Source organism: Mycoplana dimorpha, assembly GCF_003046475.1.
GTDB lineage: Bacteria > Pseudomonadota > Alphaproteobacteria > Rhizobiales > Rhizobiaceae > Mycoplana > Mycoplana dimorpha.
This window is the reverse complement of sequence record NZ_PZZZ01000006.1, coordinates 239,917-262,164: the sequence shown is the minus strand read 5'-3', so window position 1 is coordinate 262,164 and position 22,248 is coordinate 239,917. Positions and strand designations below refer to the sequence as shown.

22 protein-coding genes and 1 riboswitch are annotated in these 22,248 nt (G+C 67.0%); of the genes, 12 read left to right on the top strand and 10 right to left on the bottom strand.

Annotated features, from left to right (window positions below; genetic code table 11):
- Positions 1–475: 475 nt before the first annotated feature.
- From C7449_RS15880 to C7449_RS15865, 4 genes are all read right to left on the bottom strand, one after another.
- Entirely contained in the window at positions 476–1,093 is a 618-nt protein-coding gene (locus C7449_RS15880) for a ParB-like protein (RefSeq protein ID WP_108003865.1), read from the bottom strand.
- A gap of 3 nt (positions 1,094–1,096) precedes the next feature.
- Positions 1,097–2,836: a SulP family inorganic anion transporter gene (locus C7449_RS15875; RefSeq protein WP_108003864.1), complete on the bottom strand. Its 1,740-nt coding sequence runs from the start codon at positions 2,834–2,836 to the stop codon at positions 1,097–1,099.
- Between the two features lie 149 nt (positions 2,837–2,985).
- Positions 2,986–3,867, bottom strand: a complete 882-nt coding sequence (locus C7449_RS15870; protein WP_245414418.1) for a MurR/RpiR family transcriptional regulator — start codon at positions 3,865–3,867, stop codon at positions 2,986–2,988.
- A 45-nt stretch (positions 3,868–3,912) separates the two neighbouring features.
- Positions 3,913–4,650, bottom strand: a complete 738-nt coding sequence (locus C7449_RS15865) for an HAD-IIA family hydrolase (RefSeq protein ID WP_170115910.1) — start codon at positions 4,648–4,650, stop codon at positions 3,913–3,915.
- 138 nt (positions 4,651–4,788) lie between these two features.
- Here C7449_RS15865 and C7449_RS22125 point away from each other — a divergent pair, with 138 nt between their 5' ends.
- The 6 genes from C7449_RS22125 (at position 4,789) to C7449_RS15835 (ending at position 11,912) form a co-directional block, all read left to right on the top strand.
- Complete coding sequence (locus tag C7449_RS22125) at positions 4,789–5,658, top strand: metallophosphoesterase family protein (protein ID WP_108003862.1); 870 nt, start codon at positions 4,789–4,791, stop codon at positions 5,656–5,658.
- Positions 5,651–6,574, top strand: coding sequence for an ABC transporter permease (locus C7449_RS15855; protein WP_245414417.1), 924 nt, complete (start codon positions 5,651–5,653; stop codon positions 6,572–6,574). The genes C7449_RS22125 and C7449_RS15855 overlap by 8 nt, the downstream gene beginning before the upstream one ends.
- Positions 6,571–7,476 (top strand): ABC transporter permease, encoded by a 906-nt coding sequence (locus C7449_RS15850; RefSeq protein WP_108003860.1) that lies wholly within the window; start codon positions 6,571–6,573, stop codon positions 7,474–7,476. Before C7449_RS15855 ends, C7449_RS15850 begins: the two co-directional genes overlap by 4 nt.
- Before the next feature lie 111 nt (positions 7,477–7,587).
- On the top strand, positions 7,588–9,141 hold the full coding sequence (locus C7449_RS15845) for an ABC transporter substrate-binding protein (RefSeq protein ID WP_108003859.1): 1,554 nt from the start codon (positions 7,588–7,590) through the stop codon (positions 9,139–9,141).
- Positions 9,142–9,209: 68 nt separating this feature from the next.
- Complete coding sequence (locus tag C7449_RS15840) at positions 9,210–11,003, top strand: ABC transporter ATP-binding protein (RefSeq protein WP_108003858.1); 1,794 nt, start codon at positions 9,210–9,212, stop codon at positions 11,001–11,003.
- Positions 11,004–11,006: 3 nt separating this feature from the next.
- Positions 11,007–11,912 carry a CehA/McbA family metallohydrolase gene (locus C7449_RS15835; RefSeq protein ID WP_245414416.1) on the top strand — a complete coding sequence of 302 codons (906 nt, stop codon included), beginning with the start codon at positions 11,007–11,009 and terminating at the stop codon, positions 11,910–11,912.
- A gap of 78 nt (positions 11,913–11,990) precedes the next feature.
- Here C7449_RS15835 and C7449_RS15830 read toward each other — a convergent pair whose 3' ends face one another.
- Positions 11,991–12,383, bottom strand: coding sequence for a GFA family protein (locus C7449_RS15830; RefSeq protein ID WP_108003856.1), 393 nt, complete (start codon positions 12,381–12,383; stop codon positions 11,991–11,993).
- 288 nt (positions 12,384–12,671) lie between these two features.
- A riboswitch (TPP riboswitch) is annotated at positions 12,672–12,812 on the top strand.
- 92 nt (positions 12,813–12,904) lie between these two features.
- Between C7449_RS15830 and thiC the strand changes: the two genes are divergently transcribed.
- Genes thiC through C7449_RS15800 form a run of 6 tightly spaced genes read left to right on the top strand, consistent with a single transcriptional unit; the run spans position 12,905 to position 18,030 of the window.
- On the top strand, positions 12,905–14,713 hold the full coding sequence (thiC, locus tag C7449_RS15825) for a phosphomethylpyrimidine synthase ThiC (RefSeq protein WP_108003855.1): 1,809 nt from the start codon (positions 12,905–12,907) through the stop codon (positions 14,711–14,713).
- A gap of 1 nt (position 14,714) precedes the next feature.
- The gene (gene thiO / locus C7449_RS15820; RefSeq protein ID WP_108003854.1) at positions 14,715–15,701 is read left to right on the top strand and encodes a glycine oxidase ThiO; all 987 of its coding nucleotides are present in this window, start codon (positions 14,715–14,717) and stop codon (positions 15,699–15,701) included.
- Entirely contained in the window at positions 15,698–15,895 is a 198-nt protein-coding gene (gene thiS, locus C7449_RS15815; RefSeq protein WP_108003853.1) for a sulfur carrier protein ThiS, read from the top strand. The genes thiO and thiS overlap by 4 nt, the downstream gene beginning before the upstream one ends.
- Before the next feature lies 1 nt (position 15,896).
- On the top strand, positions 15,897–16,670 hold the full coding sequence (locus tag C7449_RS15810; protein ID WP_108003852.1) for a thiazole synthase: 774 nt from the start codon (positions 15,897–15,899) through the stop codon (positions 16,668–16,670).
- Positions 16,667–17,269, top strand: coding sequence for a thiamine phosphate synthase (locus C7449_RS15805; protein ID WP_108003851.1), 603 nt, complete (start codon positions 16,667–16,669; stop codon positions 17,267–17,269). The genes C7449_RS15810 and C7449_RS15805 overlap by 4 nt, the downstream gene beginning before the upstream one ends.
- Positions 17,270–17,283: 14 nt before the next feature.
- Entirely contained in the window at positions 17,284–18,030 is a 747-nt protein-coding gene (locus tag C7449_RS15800; RefSeq protein WP_245414415.1) for a hydroxymethylpyrimidine/phosphomethylpyrimidine kinase, read from the top strand.
- A 108-nt stretch (positions 18,031–18,138) separates the two neighbouring features.
- On the opposite strand, the gene C7449_RS15795 is transcribed toward C7449_RS15800, so the two are convergent.
- From C7449_RS15795 to hemP, 5 genes are read right to left on the bottom strand one after another with little or no spacing between them, the layout of a single operon-like run.
- Positions 18,139–18,933, bottom strand: a complete 795-nt coding sequence (locus C7449_RS15795; protein ID WP_108003849.1) for a heme ABC transporter ATP-binding protein — start codon at positions 18,931–18,933, stop codon at positions 18,139–18,141.
- A gap of 10 nt (positions 18,934–18,943) precedes the next feature.
- Complete coding sequence (locus C7449_RS15790; RefSeq protein ID WP_108003848.1) at positions 18,944–20,038, bottom strand: FecCD family ABC transporter permease; 1,095 nt, start codon at positions 20,036–20,038, stop codon at positions 18,944–18,946.
- A 13-nt stretch (positions 20,039–20,051) separates the two neighbouring features.
- The gene (locus C7449_RS15785) at positions 20,052–20,948 is read right to left on the bottom strand and encodes a heme/hemin ABC transporter substrate-binding protein (RefSeq protein ID WP_108003847.1); all 897 of its coding nucleotides are present in this window, start codon (positions 20,946–20,948) and stop codon (positions 20,052–20,054) included.
- Positions 20,949–20,958: 10 nt separating this feature from the next.
- Entirely contained in the window at positions 20,959–22,020 is a 1,062-nt protein-coding gene (locus C7449_RS15780) for a hemin-degrading factor (protein ID WP_108003846.1), read from the bottom strand.
- 9 nt (positions 22,021–22,029) lie between these two features.
- Positions 22,030–22,239: a hemin uptake protein HemP gene (gene hemP, locus C7449_RS15775; protein ID WP_108003964.1), complete on the bottom strand. Its 210-nt coding sequence runs from the start codon at positions 22,237–22,239 to the stop codon at positions 22,030–22,032.
- Between the last annotated feature and the right edge of the window lie 9 nt (positions 22,240–22,248).

Genomic DNA, 22,248 nt, shown 5'->3' with positions numbered 1-22,248 from the left:
AAAAGATGCCGCGGGTCTGCAGCCGGCGACGTCCGCCCGAAGGCGCCGTTAGCGTCCTATTCGGTCCCCGCGGTGGCGGGACAAGGCAGGCTGGCGAATGCGGAAAATGGGCGCCCGCATGGTTTACCTCGCTGATCGCGCCTGTCGGCGGGGACGAGGGAAACGGACCCGATAGGTCAGCGCCGCGGCGTCGCTGCTGGCAGGCTCATGCTGGATCGACTACTGGAACCGTCCATCGAAGGAGCTATCCTCATTACCGTCGACACCTCACGTCGGCGTTGTGGATTGTGATCCGCACCAGCCCATAGTCAAGCCGGTTTTCTGCCTTGCGGCCAAGACCGTTTGTTATCGACGAACCGGTCTTGGCGAGGGATGTTTCGATCCGGGCTCGGGTCGTCAAACTGATGATCGAGAGAGATCTGCGCCGGGGTACGGGATGGCGCAGCAACTGCGCGGTCGCGGGGTCGACCCGCGTTCAAGTCTCCGGACCGCTCCATCCCGGCAGGTAGTCGGCCGATTTCTGCCGCGCCAGCAGCAGCGCCAGCTCGGCCGCCTTTTCGAAATTGTCCTTCAGGTCGTCGGAGTCGATCTTGCGGCGGAAAAAGTCCGCCCACAGGAACTCGGTGAACGGCGTGTCGACCTTGGCATAGCCGCCGCGCCGCCTTACCTCGCCGGCAAGGCTCCGATAGGGATCGTCGGCGAGATCCTCAAGGCTCTTCGGCACGTCTCGGTAGGAGCGCCGCGTGCCGGAAGCGTCGAATGGGTGCATCCAGGCCCGGTTGTCCAGCACGGTGAGGAAGGCGTCCTTGTCCAGCACCGACAGATCGCAGATCACCGTGACCAGCACCTGTTTGATGCCCTCCTTTCGCAGGGCGAGCGCCAGGTGATGGTGGTCCACGATGTGGTAGCGCCCTTTCGGACCGATCACGGCGGGGAGAGAATGCCTGGCGAGGAACATCCCCGTCTTGCCGGCACTCATCGCACGCAGGTCCCTGCGCTTCAGCGCCACCTCACGCAGCCCCACCGTGATCTGGGTCGGGCGCAGGTCGCCGACGGAAACGGTGTGCAGTATCGGAAGGACGTTCCTGGGCATGGCTCATGCCTTTTCGTTGCTGGAGGACGAAGCGGCGACACCGGGCCCGCCCGTCAATGCGCGGACAGCCTCGTCGACGCTCCGGAAGACCCGGGCGTGGCCCAGCTGGGCGGCGATGCCGAACCGCGCCAGCGCCGCTTGCGCCCTGACCGATTCAAGCCGGGCGATCGAGAAGGTGATCCCGGCGTCGCGGCAATAAGCGATGACCTCGCAAAGCGTCTGCGCCGCCGTGTAGTCGATGTCGATAACGCTGCTGGCCTCGAAGATGACGTGATTCAGGCTGCCCGCGCGCGCCGCCACCATCGCGCGGAAATCCCGGCCGAAGCGTCCGGCATTGACGAAGGACAGCGGCGCCTGGAACGCCACCACCAGCACGCCTTCGACGCGCTCGCCCGCCGGCTCTCCATTCGGCGGCCACCAGATGGAAGTGCCCGGCACGTGCTCGAACTCGATCATCCCCGCCTGCGTTATGGTCCACACACCATGCAGCAGCGACAGGCCGATGCCGATGGCGACGCCGATCTCGATCGGCAGCGCCACGATGGCAAGCGCGGTGGCAGCGACCAGCAGGAACTCGGTGGGCGCCTGGCGCAGCGTCGCCGCAAAGGTCTGCCAGCGCAATATGCGCATCGCCACGAAAAACAGCACGCCGGCGAGCGCCGACTGCGGGACGTTCTTCAAAAGGCCGGCACCGAACAGCACCAGCGCCAGCACGATCACAGCGGCAACCAGGCTGGCGACCTGTGATCGGCCGCCCGTCTCGACGACGATGGCGGTGCGCGGCGGGCTGGCATTGATGGGGAAGGCGCCGACCAAGCCACAGATCAGGTTTCCCGCGCCGACGCCGACGAAATCGCGGTTGACGTCGTCGCCCGAACCATTGGCGCTGGCGAAGGAGCGCGTGGTGGCTGCCGTCTGGACCATGACGACGATCGCGACGAGCAGCGTCAGCGGCACCAGCGTGCGCATGTCGTCGAACGTCACGGCGGGCAGATGCAGGCCGGGAACGGCCGCCGGCAGGGTGCCGAGAACCGCGACGCCGCGCCCGGGCAAGCCGAAGATGACGACGGCCAGCGAGCTCGCCGCCAGCGCGACGAGCGCGCCGGGGATGTGAGCGCTGATACGCTCGCAGACCACGATCACCGCGAACACGCCGATGCCGATTGCGGCACTGTAGAGGTTGATCTCGCCAAAACCTGAATGGACCGCGGCGAGACGTTGGAAGACGTTGCCGCTTGCCGAGGGAAGGCCAAGCAGTGCCGGCAGTTGCGAGACGACGATGTGAACCGAGATGCCGGCGAGGAAGCCGGCCGTGACCGGTACGGAAAGCAGATCGGCGATCCAGCCGAACCGCAGCAGGCCGGCCACGGCCACGGTCGCGCCCACCATCAGTGCCAGTAACGCCGCCAGCGCGGCGTAATGCGGCGAGCCAGACTGTGCCAGAAGCACCAGACCGGCCGCGAAAATCGGGGCGATTGTGGAATCCGCCCCCACCGACATGCTGCGGCTCGCCCCGAACAGCGCGAAGGCCACGGCGCCTGCCATGAAGGCGAGGAAGCCGGCTTGCGGGGAGAGATCGCCGAGGCGGGCGGTCGCCATCTGCTCGGGTATGGCAATGGCCGCCAGGGTCAGGCCGGCAAGCGCATCGCCGCCCAAATCCTTGCCGCTCCAGCCGCGCAGGGAGGCAAACAGCAGAGGCAGTGGCCCCTGCGCGTCCTTCTGGCCGTTCCGTGCCTGCTGCATGCGCGCACGACCTTTCCGCTGGCCCCAGGGCTACCTAACGTCGTGAAAATCTAGCGCGGCAATCGTGCGAAGGAAATGCGCAAGGCCGTTCATCATCGCTTTGGGTCGGGGACGCTGCGCCCCAAGGAGGAAAGTGCCCGAGGCGGACGCTACACGCGTTTTGCCGAAAGCACCTCGAAGGTCTTGCCGATGGTGGCGACCGAACGCTCGTAGTCGGCGAGCGCAAGGCAGGCGATCAGCGCGTCGACGATGGCGAGCTGGGCGATGCGGCTCGTCATCGCCTCGGTGCGGAACTGGGTCTCGCGCGCCAGCGTGTTAAGCACGATGTCGACATGGGCCAGCAGCGGCGATTTGCCGAAGTTGGTGATGGCGATAGTGGTGGCGCCGGCCGCCTTGGCCAGCCGCGTCGCGGTCAGCGTCTCGACCGTGCTGCCGGAATGGGAGATGGTGATCACCGCGACCGACGGATCGGCCAGCGATGCCGTGATCGCCTGGACGTGGCTGTCGACACTGGCCCGTGACTCGACGCCGATGCGCAGCAGGCGATAGTTCATGTCCTCGGCGATGGTGGCGGCGCTGCCGATGCCGAAGACTTCCACGCGTCGCGCCTTGCGGATCGCAGCCACCGCCTGCGCCATGGCCTCGACGTCCAGCGCCTTTTGCGTATCCTGCAGCGCCTGCATGTCGGAGCGGAAAACCTTTTCGATCACCGTCGCGACGGCGTCGTCGGGTGCGAGGTCCTCGTGGATGAACTGGACCGGTTGCACCAGGTCCCTGGCCAGCGAGATCTTCACCTGCTGGAAGCCGCGCGCCCCGAGCAGCTGGCATAGCCCGATGACGCTGCCCTCGCTCGCCTCCGCCCGCTCGGCGACTTCCGTCACCGACATGTGGACGACCTCGGCCGCATGGTCGGTGATGAAATCGGCGATGCGGCCCGCCGTCGGCGGCAGATCGCGACGGATCGCCCTGATCCTGTCGAGCACGCCGGCAACGCCCTGCCCCGGGTCGAGCTTCTCGCGGTCCATAGCCATTCCTGTCCTCCCCATCTACTGTGCCGGCTCCCGCGCCAGCCGCCGTTAACCCGCGGCGTACCGGAGGTGCGATTTCGCAGTGCGGATCAGGCCGCGCTCCACCTGCAGGAAACGCATGCCGATCCGCTTCGATCCGAGCCCGTCGGTCTCCGGGTTGTCGCCGATCATCAGTGCGTTTTGGGCGGCAATCCCGAGCCGCGCGCAGCCCATCTCGAACAATGCCGGCTCCGGCTTGCCGATCACCCGGTGCGGGATCGGCCCGACGCAGGCGAGGATCGCCGCGGCAAGCGCGCCCGTTTCCGGCACCGGCTTGCCGTTTGCGCCCGGGTGGTTGCGATCGGGTGCGGCCACGACGAAGCGGGCCCCGTCGCTGAGCGCGTCGGCGGCCTCGGCCAGCCGTGCATAGGAGAAATGGCGATCCCGGGCCACGAGCACGATATCGGGCCGCGGCTGATCGAGGCGAAGTCCGCTGCGGCGGGCATAGGTTCGCAGCGATGCGCTCGCCAGGAGCAGAACCGAAGCTCCGGGATATTCCGCAGCGATCGTATCGATGGCAGCCGTTCCGGCCAGCAGCAGTTGCTCCTGGGCGACACCCAAGCCCATGGCACGCAGCGCGCGGGCCAACTGGTGGGGCGTGTGCTCGGCATTGTTCGACACGATGACGAACCGGCCGCGCACCTGTTCCAGCAGCCAGAGCGCATCCGGAAGCACGCTCCGGCCCGCGATCAGCGTTCCATCCAGATCAATGAGATAGCCGTCGGCATCGAGGTCAGGTTCAGACAAGTCGGTATTCCTCTTCGGGCGCGGAACTTGGATTGAGACAAGCTCAATGTCAATAAAATTATGACTGAGACCTTTTCATCGTAGTGTCATAGACCGGCGCTATCTCTGCGGCGACCACCGCTTCCACCAGGGGCCGCCATGAAGATCGCCATCGTCACCGACATCCATCACGGGCCGCAGTCCCACACGAAGAAGCCGGGCTGGGACGGGCTGCCGGTGCTGGAGCGGTTCCTTCAGCGGGCCCGGGCCGAGAAGGTCGATCTGGTGCTGGACCTGGGCGACCACATCTCCGATACCAGCCACGACAACGACTATCGCGTCGCCTCGGAAGTGGCGGCGGCGTTTGCCGGCTATGACGGCCCGCGCGTTCACGTGATGGGCAATCACGACGTCGTTAACCTTTCGGTGGCGGACAACGAGGCGATCTTCGGACAGTCGATGCAAAGCCGGGTCGTCGACCTGGGCGAGACGCGACTGCTGGTGTGGCAGCCCGGCGTCCAGCTCAGCCGGCAGACCGGCTTTCCGGCGGCCGCCCCGGGCCTCGGCTGGCTGGTCGATGCGCTGATGGAGGACGAGCGCCCCGCCATCATCGCCACCCATGTGCCGCTGTCGGGGCATTCCCAGATCGGCAACTATTATTTCCAGCGCACTCCCCTGCATTCGACCTATCCGGATCACGCGCTGGTGCGGGAGGCTGTCGAGGCCACCGGGCGCGCGGCGCTGTGGCTTTCCGGCCATGTGCACTGGAACACGGTGACCAATGTCCGCGGCATCCAGCACGTCACCGTGCAATCGATGAGCGAGCGTTTCACCACCATGCCCGAACCGGCCGGCGCTTACGCCGATCTCGAAATCGGCAACGGCCAGTTCTCGATCACCGTCCATGGCGAGGACCCGTTCCACGCGAGGCTGCCGTTCCGCGCCTCGGGCGTGCGTCCGTGGATGCGGCCGCTCGAGACGCTCGAGGCGCGGGCCACCGCTCCGGAGCTGGAGGCGGCCGGTGCTTGATTTCCTCGCCAGGCGCATCTTCGGTGCCGCGGCGACCTTGCTGGTGGTCGTCACCGCGGTGTTCTTCGCCACCCGCCTGTCCGGCAATGCGATGGACTATCTGCTGCCGCCGGGCATTGACCCCGAAACCCAGGCGGCGATGGTCGCCCGGTTCGGGCTGGACCAGCCGCTGTTGGTGCAGTTCGGCAACTTCATCGCCGGGCTCTTCCAGGGCGACATGGGGCTGAGCCTCTATGAGCGCCGCCCGGTGACCGCGATCTACGCCGAGCGCCTGCCCAATACACTGGAGCTTTTTTTCTATGCGCTGGTGCTGTCGGTCGTCGTCGGGCTGCCGCTTGGCGTCGCCGCGGCCCTGCAGCGCAAGAACGCCATCGGCGCGGCGATCATGGGCGTCGCCTTCCTCGGCTATGCGACGCCCAATTTCGTGCTCGCCATCGTGATGATCCTGGTGTTCTCGTTCAAGCTGCACTGGCTGCCCAGTTCGGGTTCGGCGACGCCGCTGCATCTGCTGATGCCGGCGATCGTGCTGGCGGCGCCGATGCTGGCCGAGATCATCCGCTTTTCACGCAATGCCCTCCTGGACGTGATGAGCCAGGACTACCTGCGCACCGCACGTGCCAAGGGGCTGCCCGAACATCTGGTGATCGGCAAGCATGCGCTGCGCAACGCCGCCATCCCCGTGGTCACCGTCATCGGGCTGCAAGTCGCCGGCATGGTGGCGCGCTGCGTGTTGGTGGAGGCCGTGTTCGCCACGAAGGGCATCGGCGACCTCGTCGTGTTCGCCGCCATCGGTCGCGACTATCCGGTGCTGCAGTTCGGCGTGATCCTCATCGCTACGCTGGTGGTGACCGTCTCGCTTGTCGTCGACCTGCTCTACGTCCTGATCGATCCCCGCGTGAAGGTGACAGCATCATGACCGATCTCGTCTCTCCCGTGACCCATCCCAAGGGGCGCTCCACCCAACGGCGCTCCACCGGGTTCGCCCGGCTCTGGCAGAGGGCCGACAGGCCGGCGCGGCTGTACCTGTCGCTCTTTGCAGTGGTTCTGCTGGTCACGCTGGTCGGGCCGCTGCTGGCGCCGTTCCATCCGGACGAACAGTCGCTGCTGGCGCGGCTGCGCCCGCCGGTCGGCTTCGACCGGGCGATGCCGGCGCATCCGCTGGGGACCGACCAGCTCGGCCGCGACCTGCTCTCGCGTACGCTCCATGGACTGCAGCTTACCATGCTGATCGCGCTGGTCGGCAGCCTCATCAGCCTGGTGATCGGCGTCACGCTCGGCGTTATCGCCGGCTATGCCCGCGGCCGGCTCGGCAGTGCGATCATGGCGCTGGTCGACATCCAGATCGCCGTGCCCTTCACGCTGATCGCGCTCCTCGTCGTTGCCGTCTTCGGCAATTCGCTGCCGGTGCTGATCGCCGTGATTGGCGTGTCCGGGTGGGAAGTCTACGCGCGGATCGTTCGGGCGCAGGTGCTCTCGGTCTCGCGCCAGCCCTTCGTGGAGGCGGCGATCGCCGCGGGCGCGCCGCACGGCCGCATCCTCTTCAAGCATGTGCTGCCGAACGTCGCCTCGGCGATCATCGTCGTGTGGACGATGACGTTTTCGGCGGTGATCCTGCTCGAATCCTCGCTGTCCTTCCTCGGCCTCGGCGTCCAGCCGCCGACCGCAACGCTCGGCTCGATGGTCGGGCTGGGGCGTGACTATCTGGCCTCGAGCCCCTGGATCGCGGTGGTGCCGTCGCTCGTCATCATGTTCGTCTCGCTCCTGGTGCTGCTGATCGGCGACTGGCTGCGCGACGCGCTCGACGTCAAGCTCAAGTAACGCCCCGGCGGTCCCGGCCGCCGGCTCCCCCGAACTTCACCTATCCAGCGCTCGGCCGGCTCCTCCCTCCCGGCCGGACGGGATGACTCTGCAAGAAAAGGACCTTTAGACATGAAATCCAAGTTTCTCTTGTCGCTCGCGGCGACCCTCCTGGCCTCGACCTCGGCCATGGCCGCCAACCTGGTCGTCGCGACGCAGAACCTGCCCGCCTATGTCGACCCGGGCAAGGATCACTCCAACTCCGGCTCGCAGGTGCAGGTCAACGCCTTCGACCCACTGATCCAGAAGGATTACTCGCAGCCCACCCCGACCTTCAAGCCGGGCCTGGCCACCAAGTGGGAGCAGACCTCTCCGACCGAAATGGTCGTCACGCTGCGCGACGACGTCAAGTTCCACGACGGCACCACGATGACCGCCGACGACGTGGTGTTCACCTTCCACCGCATCATCGACGAGGTCACCCCGGAGTTCGGCTCGATCAAGAAGCAGTTCTTCTCCAACTTCGAGAAGGTCGAGGCAATCGATGCCAAGACGGTTCGCTTCACCACCTTCAAGCCCGAGCCGCTGTTCGAGACCCTGCTCAACGCCCAGCAGGGCTACATCATCCCGAAGGCCTACGTGATGGGCCTGACCGGTGACCCGCAGGTCGCCGAGCTATCCGACTTCGAGGCCTTCGGCCTGAAGCCGGTCGGCACCGGTCCCTACCGCATCACCGCCTTCCAGCCGGGCGAGACGGTCGTCTACGAAAAGTTCGCCGAGCACTACGGCGAGGCCGCCCCGCTCGAGCGCGTCGAACTGCGCCGCATTGCCGAGATGGCGACGCGCCTGACCGCGCTCGCCAACGGCGAGGTCGACATCATCACCAACGTGCCGCCGGACCAGCTGGCGACCATCGAGTCCAATCCGGCGCTCAAGGTCGAGGGCAACGTCACCCCGCTGTTCCACCTGGTGTTCTTCAACACCGAGAACCCGCGGCTGGCCGACAAGAAGCTGCGCCAGGCCCTAAGCCACGCCATCGACCGCGACCTGCTCAACGAGGCGCTGTGGCTCGGCAAGGCGGTGGTTCCCTCGACCCACACCTATCCGCAGTACGGCGCGCTCTACATGCCTGAGCTGAAGACGTTCGAATACGACCTGGAGAAGGCCAAGGCGCTGATCGCCGAGTCGAACTACGACGGCAAGCCGATCCGCTTCGACACCGACGCGGTCTACTACACCAACGGCCTGCTCGCCGCTCAGGCGATCAAGGAGATGTGGGGCGCGATCGGCGTCGAGCTGAACCTCAACGTCGATCCGAAGTGGACGGGCAACGACGCCGACATGGAAACCCGCAACTGGTCGAACCCGATGTACTTCGCCGACCCGGCCGGCTCCTACGGCACGATGTGGAGCCCGACCGGCGCTCGCATCACCGCCGGCTCCTGGAAGCCGAGCGAAGAATATAGCGCCATGTGGGAGCGCTTTCGCTATTCGACCGACGTCGAGGAGCGCAAGGCCGCCTACGCCGAGATCATGGCCTATGTGAAGGAAGAGGCGCCGTTCGTGCTGCTCTATCAGCCGTATGAATCCTACGGCCTGAGCAAGAACGTCGAGTGGAAGCCGCTGCCGGGCCACATCCCCTACGTGCTCGATTTCCGCGCCGGCGCCATCACCGTCAACAAGTGATCCACCATCGGCCGCCGGCGAGCTCACTCGCCGGCGGCTACCCTTGTCCGCCCCCCGAGGAACCTGCCATGACCGCCCCCATGCTGCTCAGCGTCGAGAACCTGCGCATCAGCTTTGCGACCTCGCGCGGCCAGTTGATCGCCGTCGATGACCTCTCCTTTGCCGTGGGCGCGGGCGAATGTGTCGCGATCGTCGGCGAATCGGGCTCCGGCAAGTCGGTGACGGCGATGTCGATCCTCGGGCTGACCGCCTTCAGCGGCGGGCGCATCGATGCCGGCGCCATCCGCTTCCGGCGCCGCGACGGGACCGGCTGCGACCTGACGCAACTGTCCGATAAAGCCATGCAGCAGGTCCGCGGCGACGAGATCGCGATGATCTTCCAGGAGCCGATGACCAGCCTCAATCCGGTGTTCACGGTCGGCGAACAGATCGCCGAGGTGATCCGCCAGCATCGCCGGGTCGATGCCGCCGAGGCGGCGCGGAAGGCGGTCGACCTGCTCAGGCGAGTCCGCATTCCCGAACCCGAGCGGCGCTTTGCTCAATATCCCCACGAGCTGTCGGGCGGTATGCGCCAGCGCGTCGTCATCGCCATGGCGCTGGCCTGCGAACCGCGCCTGCTGATCGCCGACGAGCCGACAACCGCTCTCGACGTCACCATCCAGGCGCAGATACTCGACCTCTTGCGCGAGCTCGCCGCCGAATCGGAAATGGCGGTGCTGTTCATCACCCACGACATGGGCGTGGTCGCCGAGATCGCCGACCGGGTGGTGGTCATGCATCACGGCCGCAAGGTCGAGGAGAACACGACGGCCGCCCTGTTTGCGGCTCCATCCGAGTCCTACACGAAGAGGCTGCTGGCCGCAGTGCCCAGGCTTGGCAGCATGAAGCCGTTTGCCGGTCCGCGGCGCTTCGGTGACGAGACGGCGGACGCGGAGCGTGCGAGCCCGCCCGAGCCGCTGCTGGCCGTGCGCGATCTCGTGACGCGCTTTCCCGTGCACAAGGGGGCATTCAAGCGGCACGTGGCCAACGTCCACGCCGTCGACGGCGTCTCGTTCACCCTCGGCAAGGGGGAGACCCTGTCTCTGGTGGGCGAATCGGGCTGCGGAAAATCTACCACCGGCCGCTCGATTCTCAGATTGGTCGAGCCCAGTTCGGGTACCGTCGAGCTCGAGGGCGAGAACGTGCTGGCACTGGGCAGGGACAGGCTGCGCGCCCGGCGCCGCGACATGCAGATCATCTTCCAGGACCCCTATGCGGCGCTCGACCCGCGCCTGACCGCCTTCGAGCAAGTTGCCGAACCGCTCGTCATCCACGGCGTCGAATCCGGCTCGGCGCTGCGCGATCGCGTCGTGTCGCTGGTCCAGCGCGTGGGCCTGTCCGAAGAGCAGCTGGAGCGCTATCCGCACGAGTTCTCCGGCGGGCAGCGCCAGCGGCTCTGCATCGCCCGGGCGCTGACGCTGTCGCCCAAGATCATCATCGCCGACGAGCCGGTATCGGCTCTCGACGTGTCGATCCAGGCGCAGGTCGTCAACCTGATGATCGAATTGCAGGAGGAGCTGGGGCTCTCCTATCTCTTCATTTCGCACGACATGGCGGTGGTCGAGCGCATGAGCCACCGCGTGGCGGTGATGTGCCTGGGACGGATCGTCGAGATCGGCCCGAGAGCGTCCGTGTTCGGCGACCCGCGCCATGACTATACAAGAACACTGCTGTCGGCCGTTCCCAATCCCGATCCGGCGAGGCGCCGCACGGCAGCACTGCCGGCGAGCCAGCTTCCTTCACCCATCCATCCGATCGGCCATGCCTTCGAGGCTCCGGCCTACGACCGGGTCGGCCCGGACCATTTCGTCCTGATGAACTGACGCATGACAGGAGACACCATGCTCGACACCTTCGCCTCCGCAGGGAAGTTCTACCGCGGCAATCTGCACACCCATTCGAACCGCTCGGACGGCGCGCTGGAGCCGCAGGACGTCTGCCGGCGCTACAAGGAGGCCGGCTACGACTTCCTCTGTCTTTCCGACCATTTCCTCGAGAGCTTCGATTATCCGCTGACCGATACTCGCCCGTTCCGCGACGAGACGTTCACCACGATCATCGGCGCCGAACTGCACGCGCCCGACACGCATCTGGGCGAGCTCTGGCACATCCTGGCTGTCGGCCTGCCGCTCGATTTCGCGGCCACCAGCGCGACCGAGACCGGCCTGCAGCTGGCCCGCCGTGCCGCCGAGGCCGGGGCGTTCGTCGGCATCGCCCATCCGCAATGGTACGGGCTCAACACCGAGGACGGGCTGTCGATCGATGCCGCCCACGCGGTGGAGATCTACAATCATACCTGCGAGATGCTGTCGGCGCGCCCCGACGGAACCATGTTGCTCGACCACCTCCTTAACGAGGGCCGCAAGCTCACCGGCTTTGCCGCCGACGACGCCCACTTCAAGGCCGACGACGCCTTCGGCGGCTGGGTGCATGTCAAGGCCGAGGAACTGACGCCGGAAGCCCTGCTCGCCGCACTTAAGGCCGGCCGTTACTACGCCAGCCAGGGCCCGGAAATCCTGTCGGTTACGCGCGACGGCGACCAACTCCACGTCGAGACCACGCACGTCCGTTCCGTCGCCCTGGTCGGCCGCGCCTCGGCCTCGGACGTCGTCCACGGCAACGGCATCACCAGCGCAACGCTGGACCTCTCCAAATTCACCGGCTCATGGTGCCGGTTGGTGGTCACCGCCGGCGACGGCAAGCGCGCCTGGAGCCAGCCGGAATTTCTGTGATCGACGGCTTTCTTTCGAGGGGCTGGCGGGCCGCAGGGCTCGCCGGTTCCGGCGATCCATCCAGAGCCCCGCCCTGCCCTACGCCTCAAAGCGGCTGGTCGGGTCGCGATCGCGGTCGTACCGTCTCGTCAGCGGAAACGGGGGCAGCCAGGATTCGCGACGGATGGTCCAGAGTTCGTAGGTCGGCTTTAGTTGGTCAGGGGCATCCAGAGACCCTAGGCTGACCTCGATCTCGTCTGCGGTGCGACCGAATACCGACGAGCCGCAGCGGGGGCAGAAAGACCGGCCCGCGTAGTCGCGTGTTTCGCCCTCGATCGTCACCGCATCCTGCGCGAATATCGCGGAGGCGTGAAACAGTGCGCCATGATGCTTGCGGCAGTCGAGACAGTGACAAAGGCCGACCCGATAAGGTCGCCCCGACGCCACGATGCGGACGTTGCCGCACAGGCAACCGCCGGTGAAACGGTCCATGCTGCGTTTCCTCCAGAGTTCGGACCGTCAAGTCGGCGACTTGCCGGCGCGCCGGTCAAGATTACGATCGGGGGCCCGCCCTGCCCTATCATGCTTGGGCCGGACCGATCCTCCAACGCCGCCCGGTCCTCGTCAAGGCGCAGGACGGGCGCGTCCCGAGCGGCCGCGCGGCTCGGCGGCGCCATGGATTGGAGCGCGCTGAGTCACCCTGCATCGTCATCTTTCTGCAGCTTGCGTCGCAACTCCACGCCACCCTTGACGGCGCGTCCGTTCTGGCCATAATCTTGGGCCATTCACCAGGGGGGTCTCGACAAGGGGCTGAGATACTGCTGGCGCGAATGGCGGCGCAAACCGCACCTCAAGCAGCGCAGTGACCCGTTGAACCTGATCCAGTTCATACTGGCGTAGGGACGGTGCAAGCGCTGAGCAAACGCAGATTCACGCCCCGAATCCGTATCGGCGTTCTTCCATCATTCCGGCTCGATGACTGGGTCTCCAACGCGAAAACGTGGAGCCTCACGATGACCATTGCCGCAAAGCCACAAGCCCTCACCGTCACCACCGGCCCCCTTCCGGCCTCGACCAAGGTGCATGTCCAGGGCAGCATCCACCCCGACATCCGCGTGCCGATGCGCGAGATCGTGCTGCACCCGACCGCCGGTGAACCGCCGGTGACGGTGTACGATTCGTCCGGTCCCTATACCGACCCGGCGCATGTCGCAGCGATCGAGTCCGGCCTGCCGCGGCTGCGCGAAGCCTGGATCGCCGCGCGCGGCGATATCGAGCCCTATCCGGGACGCACGGTCCGGCCCGAGGACAACGGTTTTGCGTCCGGCGACCGGCTTACACCGGAATTCCCGGTAGCCAACCGTCCGTTGCGGGCAAGGGACGGCAAGGCGGTGACGCAGCTTGCCTATGCGCGGGCGGGGATCATCACGCCGGAGATGGAATTCGTTGCGATCCGCGAGAACCTCGGCCGCAAGGCGATCAGTGAAAAGCTTGAGCGCGACGGCGAGAGCTTCGGCGCCGCAATCCCCGACTACGTGACGCCCGAGTTCGTGCGCGAGGAGATCGCACGCGGACGGGCAATCATCCCGGCAAACATCAACCATCCGGAAAGCGAGCCGATGATCATCGGCCGGAATTTTCTGGTGAAGATCAATGCCAACATCGGCAATTCCGCCGTCACCTCGTCGATGGCCGAGGAGGTCGAAAAGATGGTCTGGGCGATCCGCTGGGGCGCCGACACGATCATGGACCTGTCCACCGGTCGCAACATCCACAACATCCGCGAATGGATCATCCGCAACGCGCCCGTGCCGGTCGGCACCGTGCCGCTCTACCAGGCGCTCGAGAAGGTCAATGGCATTGCCGAAGACCTCAGCTGGGAGGTCTATCGCGACACGCTGATCGAGCAGGCCGAACAGGGCGTCGACTATTTCACCATCCATGCCGGCGTGCGGCTCCACTACGTGCCGCTGACGGTCAATCGCGTGACCGGCATCGTCTCGCGCGGCGGCTCGATCATGGCCAAGTGGTGCCTGCATCACCACAAGGAAAGCTTCCTCTACGAGCATTTCGAGGAGATCTGCGACATCTGCCGCGCCTATGACGTGTCCTTCTCGCTCGGTGACGGCCTGCGTCCGGGCTCGATCGCCGATGCCAACGACGCGGCGCAGTTCGCTGAACTGGAGACCCTGGGCGAGCTGACGAAGATCGCCTGGGCGAAGGATTGCCAGGTGATGATCGAGGGCCCCGGCCATGTGCCGATGCACAAGATCAAGGAGAACATGGACAAGCAGCTCGCCGTGTGCGGCGAAGCCCCGTTCTACACGCTCGGGCCGCTGACGACGGACATCGCGCCGGGCTACGACCACATCACCTCGGGCATCGGCGCGGCGATGATCGGCTGGTTCGGCACGGCGATGCTCTGCTACGTCACGCCGAAGGAGCATCTCGGCCTGCCCGACCGCGACGACGTCAAGACCGGGGTGATCACCTACAAGATCGCCGCCCACGCCGCCGACCTTGCAAAGGGGCACCCGGCCGCGAAGGTCCGGGACGACGCACTGTCGCGGGCTCGCTTCGAGTTCCGCTGGGAGGACCAGTTCAACCTCTCGCTCGACCCTGAGACGGCGCGGTCCTTCCATGACGAGACGTTGCCGAAGGAGGCCCACAAGGTCGCGCATTTCTGCTCGATGTGCGGACCGAAGTTCTGTTCCATGCGGATCTCCCACGACCTGCGCGCCGAGGCGCAGAAGGAAGGGCTCGAAGCCATGGCCGCAAAGTATCGCGCGGGCGGCGATCTCTACATGCCGGTGAGAGACTGACATGCGAATCCTTGTGAAGGGGGCCGGCGTCGCCGGCCTCGCAGTGGCGCATGAGCTGGCGTCGAGCGGTTTTGCCGTGGAGGTCGCCGACGTCGCGCCCTCGATCGAAGCGGGTGCCTCGTGGCTCGCCGGCGGCATGCTGGCGCCCTGGTGCGAGCGCGAGAGCGCCGACGAGCGGGTGCTGACGGCTGGACGGACTGCGACCGGCTGGTGGGACGCCGCCTTGCCGGGCGAAGTCATTCGCAACGGAACGCTGGTCGTTGCTCCGCCGCGCGACACTGGTGAGCTTGCCCGTTTTGCTGCCCGCACGTCGGGCCATGAATGGCTGGATGAGGATGGTATCGCCGCCCTGGAACCGGCGCTGGCCGGCCGTTTCCGCAAGGGACTGTTCTTCCGCGACGAGGCTCATCTCGATCCGCGGCGGGCCTTGAACGCACTCCAGCGATCGCTTCAGGCCAAAGGCGTCCGGTTCCGGTTCGGCACGGACCAAGCGGGAAGCGATTCCGATCGCGTCGTCGACTGCATCGGCGCTGCCGGGATCGGACGGATAAAAGGTCTGCGGGGCGTGCGCGGCGAGATGCTCTACCTCGAGACCGCGGAACTCGCGCTGTCCCGTCCGGTCCGGCTGCTGCACCCGCGTCATTCGATCTATGTCGTTCCGCGCGTCGGCGGCCGCTTCATGGTCGGTGCGACCATGATCGAAAGCGAGGTGGGCGGCGACCCGTCCGCCCGGTCGATCATGGAGCTTCTGAACGCAGCCTATACGCTGCATCCGGCCTTCGGCGAGGCCCGCGTCATCGAGGTAGGCGCCGGCATACGCCCGGCCTTCCCCGACAATTTCCCACGCGTGCTTCGCGCGGGGAACGTGCTGCATGTGAACGGCCTCTACCGCCACGGATTTCTGCTGGCGCCGGCCATGGCGCAGGAGGTGGCCCGGATGGTGGCCGCGTCCGACGTGAAGCAATCGATGACAGGAGTAATGCCATGAGACTGATCGTCAATGGCGAGGAATACCACCTCGATGCCGCGACTCTCGCCGACGCCATGACGAAGCTCGATTTCGAGGGCGGGTGGCTGGTGACGGCCGTGAATGGCGAACTCGTGCATCGCCAGGATCGAGCCGGGCATCGCCTGACCGAGGGTGACCGCATCGAAATCCTTTCGCCGATGCAGGGAGGCTGAGATGATCTCCCTCTATGGAAGCGAAATCGGTTCGCGGCTGCTGCTCGGCACGGCGCGCTACCCCTCGCCTGCGGTTCTCGAGCAATCGGTAAGGCGATCCGGAACGGAAATCGTCACGGTCTCGCTCCGGCGGGAAACGGCCGGCGGCAAGGCGGGCGGCGCGTTCTTCGAGATGATCAAGTCGCTCGGCGTGCGGGTGCTGCCCAACACCGCCGGATGCCATTCGGCATCGGAAGCCGTGCTGACGGCAAGAATGGCGCGCGAACTCTTCGATACCGACTGGATCAAGCTGGAGGTGATCGGCCATCACGATACGCTGCAGCCCGATGTCTTCGCGCTGGTGGAAGCGGCGCGGATACTTTGCGCCGATGGCTTCAAGGTCTTTCCCTACACCACCGATGATCTCGTCGTCGCCGAACGCCTGCTGGAGGCGGGGTGCCAGGTGCTGATGCCCTGGTGCGCGCCGATCGGATCGGCCATCGGACCGGTCAACATCATGGCGCTGAAAGCCATGCGCGCCCATTTTCCGGATGTCCCGCTGATCGTCGATGCCGGCATCGGCCGCCCCTCGCATGCGGCCATGGTGATGGAGCTCGGCTACGACGCGGTCTTGCTCAACACCGCCGTCGCCGGCGCGGGTGATCCTGCCGCCATGGCCGAAGCGTTTGCGAAAGCCATCGACGCCGGGCGCGGCGCCTGGCTCGCGGGCCTGCTCGAACCGCGCGACCTGGCGGTGCCATCGACGCCGGTGATCGGCAAGGCGGTGTTTTCATGAGGCTCGATCCCTTTTACCTGATCGTCGACAGCGCCGACTGGATCGAACGGCTGGTGCCGCTCGGCGTCCGGCTGGTGCAATTGCGGATAAAGGACAGGCCGAACGTATTGCGCAGTGAGATCCGCCGCGCGAAAGCCGTCTGCGCCGGGCATGACTGCCGGTTGATCGTCAACGATTACTGGCAACTGGCCATCGAGGAGGGCTGCGATTTCGTTCACCTGGGCCAGGAGGACCTGGAAGATGCCGATCACGACGCAATCCGTGGTGCAGGGCTGCGGCTCGGCCTTTCCACCCATGACGACGCGGAACTCGCAACCGCGCTGGCGGCGAGACCGGATTATGTGGCGCTCGGCCCGGTTTATCCGACCATCCTCAAGCAGATGAAGTGGGCGCCGCAGGGATTGGAGCGGATCGCAGGGTGGAAGCGGCGCGTCGGACCACTGCCGCTGGTGGCGATCGGTGGGCTGAACGTCGACCGGCTCCAGGGCGTCTTCGACGCCGGCGCCGATAGCGCAGCTGTCGTCACCGACATCACCCTGAACGCCGATCCCGAGGCGCGGACGCGCGAGTGGATCGAACGGACGCAGCAATGGCGGTGACCTCGGGAGCCAGAATGCTGATCGTCGCCGGTTCGGATTCCTCCGGCGGGGCAGGCATTGCGCGTGACGTGGCAACGGCGACCCGTTTCGGCGTGGGCGCCGCGCTGGCGGTCACCGCGATAACCGCGCAAACGCATGCCGCGGTCATCGCGGTCGAACCCGTGCCCGCGTCGCTGGTCGCCACGCAGATGTGGGCGGCGCTGGCGGCCGGTCCGATTGGAGCCGTCAAGGTCGGGATGCTGGCAACAGCGGAGACCGTGCAGGCGGTCGTTGACGTCCTTGCCGGAATTCCCGCGGTTGCCGTTGTTGTCGATCCGGTGCTGGCAAGCTCGTCGGGAGCCCGGTTGCTCTCCGAGCCCGGGATCGAAAGGCTCCGGCAGGCGCTCCTGCCGGCAGCGTTGCTGATCACGCCTAACCTTTTGGAGCTTGCGATCCTGGCAGGTAGTGACGTCGCACGAAGCGACGGCGAAATCGCCCGTCAGGCGGCCCGACTTCTGGGGATGGGCTGTCCGAACGTGCTGGTGAAGGGCGGCCACGCGGACGGCACTCTCTCGATCGACACGCTCTTCGCGCCGGGAACGCCGCCCCGCCGGTTCGCCTCTCGCAGGCGCGATGCGACGTTGCGCGGAACGGGGTGCATGCTGTCGAGCGCCATCGCGGCGCATCTTGCACTCGGTCACGACATGGCGGCGGCGCTTTCGGCCGCAAAGGCCTACCTCGACGATATGTTTGCTGCAGCGGTCGGGGGCCGGCAGACCTGACATGCCCTCGATCCCGGCCGTCTCGTGGAAGCGGCATCATTCGGCACCACGGGCTACAACGTCACTTTGCTGCGCCCGATAGGCCTGCATCCTCTGTCCGCCGACGCTTCAGCGCGATGCGATCGACTGCGGCAGCACGAAAGGCGTGCCGCCAGCTGGCACCGCACCCACCTTGAGGCGGCAGCCGAAGACCGTCTCGATCAGCCCGTCGTCCAGCACCTCGCCCGGGGTGCCGGCGGCGGCCAGCCGGCCGTTGTGCATGACGTGGATGCGGTCGGCATACATGGCGGCAAGGTTGAGGTCGTGCAGGATGGCGACCACGCCGCCGCCGCCGGCCGCAAAATGGCGCGCCACGTCCATCACCATCAACTGGTGGCGGATGTCGAGGCTGGAGACCGGCTCGTCCAGCAGCAGGTAGCGCGGCCGGCCGTCCAGCACCGGCGCCCAAACCTGGCATAGCACGCGGGCAAGCTGCACGCGCTGTTGCTCGCCGCCGGACAGTTCCTGGTAGAAGCGGCCGGCGTAGCCGGCGAGGTCGACGCGGGCCAGCGCCCGCTCGGGCAGCCGCCCCGCCTCACCGGCAGGCACGCCGGACCGGCCGCTGGCGAGCCCGAGCTTGACGACCTCGTGCACGGTGAACGGAAAGGCGAGGGTCGCGGCCTGCGGCAGCACGGCTCGAAGGCCTGCGGCTTCGGCCGGTTTCATGGCCGCGACGTCACCGCCATTGATGGCAATGCGGCCGCCATAGGCGAGGTCCCCCGACAGCGCCTTCAGTAGTGTCGACTTGCCTGACCCGTTCGGCCCGACGATTGCCGCCACCTCGCCCGGCCGCGCTTGCAGATTGACGCCGGACAGGATGCGCCTGGCGCCGATCGCAACCGATACGTCTCGCAATTCGATCATCGCAGGCTCCTCACAGGTCGATGATGCCGCGCCGGCGCAGCAGGATCCAAAGGAAGAACGGCCCGCCGATCGCCGCGGTGACGATGCCGATCGGCAGTTCGGCCGGTGCCACCACCGTGCGCGCGAACGCATCGGCGAGCAGCAGCAGGGCCGCGCCCAGCAGCGCCGAACCCGGCAGCAGGTAGCGGTTGTCCGGGCCGACGACGAGGCGCAGCACATGCGGCACGACGATGCCGACAAAGCCGATGCCGCCGCTGATCGCCACGGTGGCGCCGACGGCGGCCGACACGTTGACGATGGCGGCGTATTTCAGCCGCTGCACCGGCACGCCGAGATGGGCGGCGGTTGCCTCGCCCAGCGCCAGCGCGTTGAGGCCACGGGCGAGGAAGGGCATGGCCGCCAGCGCCGGCAGGATAACGACGGCGGCCGCCGCGAGCTTCTGCCAGGTGGCGCCGGCCAGCGAACCGAGTTGCCAGAAGGTCAGGTCGCGCAATTGCCGGTCGTCGGCGATGAACACCAGCAGCCCGGTCAGCGCCATGGCGAGCGCCGCCAGCGCAATGCCCGCCAGCAGCATGGTGGCGACGGAGGTGCGGCCCTGGCGGGTGGCGACGCGATAAAGGATCAAGGTGGCGGCAAGGCCGCCGGAGAAGGCGGCGAGCGGCAGCGCCGCTGGGCCGAGCAGGGCCGTGAGCGGGGCGAGCGATGTGGTGCCCAGCACGATCACCGACACCGCGCCGAGCCCGGCGCCGGCGGAAACGCCGACAAGGCCGGGATCGGCGAGCGGGTTGCGGAACAGGCCCTGCATGACCGCACCCGAGACGGCCAGCGCCGCCCCCACCAGCATGCCCATGACGACGCGCGGCAGGCGGATGTCGTAGATGATGAGGCGGTCGCGCGCGCTCAGCGCATCGGCGGGCGCGCCGGCGAACCAGTGCCGTAGCACGCCGAGCGCCGAAGCATCCGAGGCGCCGGAGGTGAGGCTGAACAGCGCCACCACGACGAGCCCCGCCGCAAGCACGGCCAGCGTCAGGAGGGCGCGGCCGGAACGATCACCGGCAGGGCGCGCGATCATGCCGGCCGGGCCGGCGAGCGACGGGTTTGCCATCTCGCCGCCTGCTTCAGCGGCTGGCCTGGTCGCCGTAGAGAGCGGCGGCCAGATCGTTGACGGCGTCGGCGGTGCGTGGGCCGAAGCCCAGCAGATAGCTGCCGTCCATGCGCACCAGCCTGCGGGCGGCGCCGGCCGGGGTCTGGGCGATGGCAGGATGGGCGAGCAGGTCGGAGTCGAAAATGCCGGGTCCGGCATGATCCACCACCAGCACCACGTCGGGTCGGGCGGAGACGATCGCCTCGTCGGAGAGCTGCTTGTAGCCCTGGTAGCCCTCGACGGCATTGACGCCGCCGGCCAGCCGGATCATGCCGTCCGCCGCCGTGCCGGAGCCCGAGGCCAGCACCCTGCCGCCGGCCAGCGACAGCGCGAACAGCACCCGCTTGCGCTCCGCCATGCCGGCCGTGCGGCCCTCGGCGGCCTTCAGCTTGGCGTCCACCTCGGCTGCGAGCGTCTCGGCCTTTGCCTCGACGCCCAGCGCCTTGCCGATGACGCGGATGCGCGCGAGGACGCCCTCGCGGTCGAAACTTTCGGGCACCTCGATATAGGGGACGCTCGCCGTCTTCAGCACCTGGATCGCCTGCGGCGGGCCGCTGCCCTGCAGGGCGAGGATGCCGGTCGGGTTCACCGAAAGCACGCCTTCGGGGGAAAGCTGGCGCATGTAGCCCAGGTCGGGCAGCTTGAGCGCCGCCTCCGGATAGAGGCTGGTCGCATCGCGGGCGACGAGATGGCTCTCCTCGCCCAGCGCAAACACGATCTCGGTGACCGAGCCGCCGATCGCGGCGATGCGCGAGGTGTCGGCGAACGCCTCCGCATCATCGGCAGCCGAAGCGGTGTCCGCCGCCAGGGCCGACAGGCCGAGGGCGCCGGCCAGCGCCAGTCCCAGCGCCAGTCCATGCAGGACTTTCATCGCTCGCCTCCTAGGCCGCAATCGGCGCGGCAAGGCGCGGCAGGTTTTCGGCCAGGGCACGCCAGTCGGCCCGCTCGGCTTCGCCTTCATGGCGCTGGCCGAAAAACTGGATGATCATCCGCCCGTTCGCGTCGTAGAGTTCGAGCGAGGTCACGTGGCCGTCCTTGGTCGGCTTGCGCACCAGCCATGTCTCGGCGACGTGATCGGTGCGCAGGTGCAGGTGGAAGGTCTCGTCCATCACGTTGAGCCACGGACCCATCGGCTTGATGTTCCTGACCGGACCGGAATGGATCTGGATGCAGCCGCGATTGCCGACGAAGCACATGATCGGCAATTCGGCCGTCACGACCCGCTCGAACATCAGCGATGCGGCGCCGGTTTCGAGCTGCGTGGCATACTCGGCGCCGACCATGCGCACCGCCTGCCGGCGGCCGAGCTTCATCTTGCGCAGCATGCCGAAGAACTGGTGCACGTCGGTGAGCTTGCTCCAGCCCTCGCGCAGCGTTTCTGCATCGGTCGGCGTGTCGGCGACCTCGGTGTCCATGTCGGCCGGCGGCGGCTCCACGGCGATCGCCGTTGACTGGTCGGCCGATTGCAGCCGGGCGACCAATTGCTGGTAGGCGGAGAGATCGGAAGACGGGCGCAGATGCACCTTGTGCACGGCATCGCCCGCCGCATCGAAGAACTGCAGGCTGCGCCGGATCTCGTCGCCGTCGCGCTTCTCCACCGCAAAGCCATGCGTCCAGATCTTCGGGAAGATGCGCAGGTCGATGTTCTCCCCAAGCGCCAGCGCGGCGTGCTCGCCGGTGACGATCTTGTCGTAGACGCCGATCTTCTCGTGCACCGCGCTGTCGTTGCGGGTCAGCGCCATGACCTCGCCGACGGCCTCCATGCCGGTCAGCAGATCGTTGGCGCGCGCTTCCAGGCGGACGACGCCGTCGCCGCAATGAGCCGCAAGCAACTCGGCCTCGGTGATGCCCATCTGGGCTGCGAGATCGCGCTCGCGCATCTTTAAATTTTCTGAGCGTGCCTGCCTGATCGCGTCGGGGCCGGGTCTTTCGCGCTGGTCCATGTCTACACCTTACTTGTTGAGAATGAGCTTGCCCTGTCGGGTGATCTTGAGCCGGTAGAGCGCGCCGCGGTGCTCGATGCCGATCTCATGCTCGCCCTGGAAAAGGGTGTCCGAAGGCAGGGTCCTGACCGAAACCGGGATGCGTTCGGCGCGCATCGGCGCTTGCGTTTCGACGCGACGGGTCCGGGGGCGGACATCGTCTGGATCGTGCGTGTTCATCCGGATCGG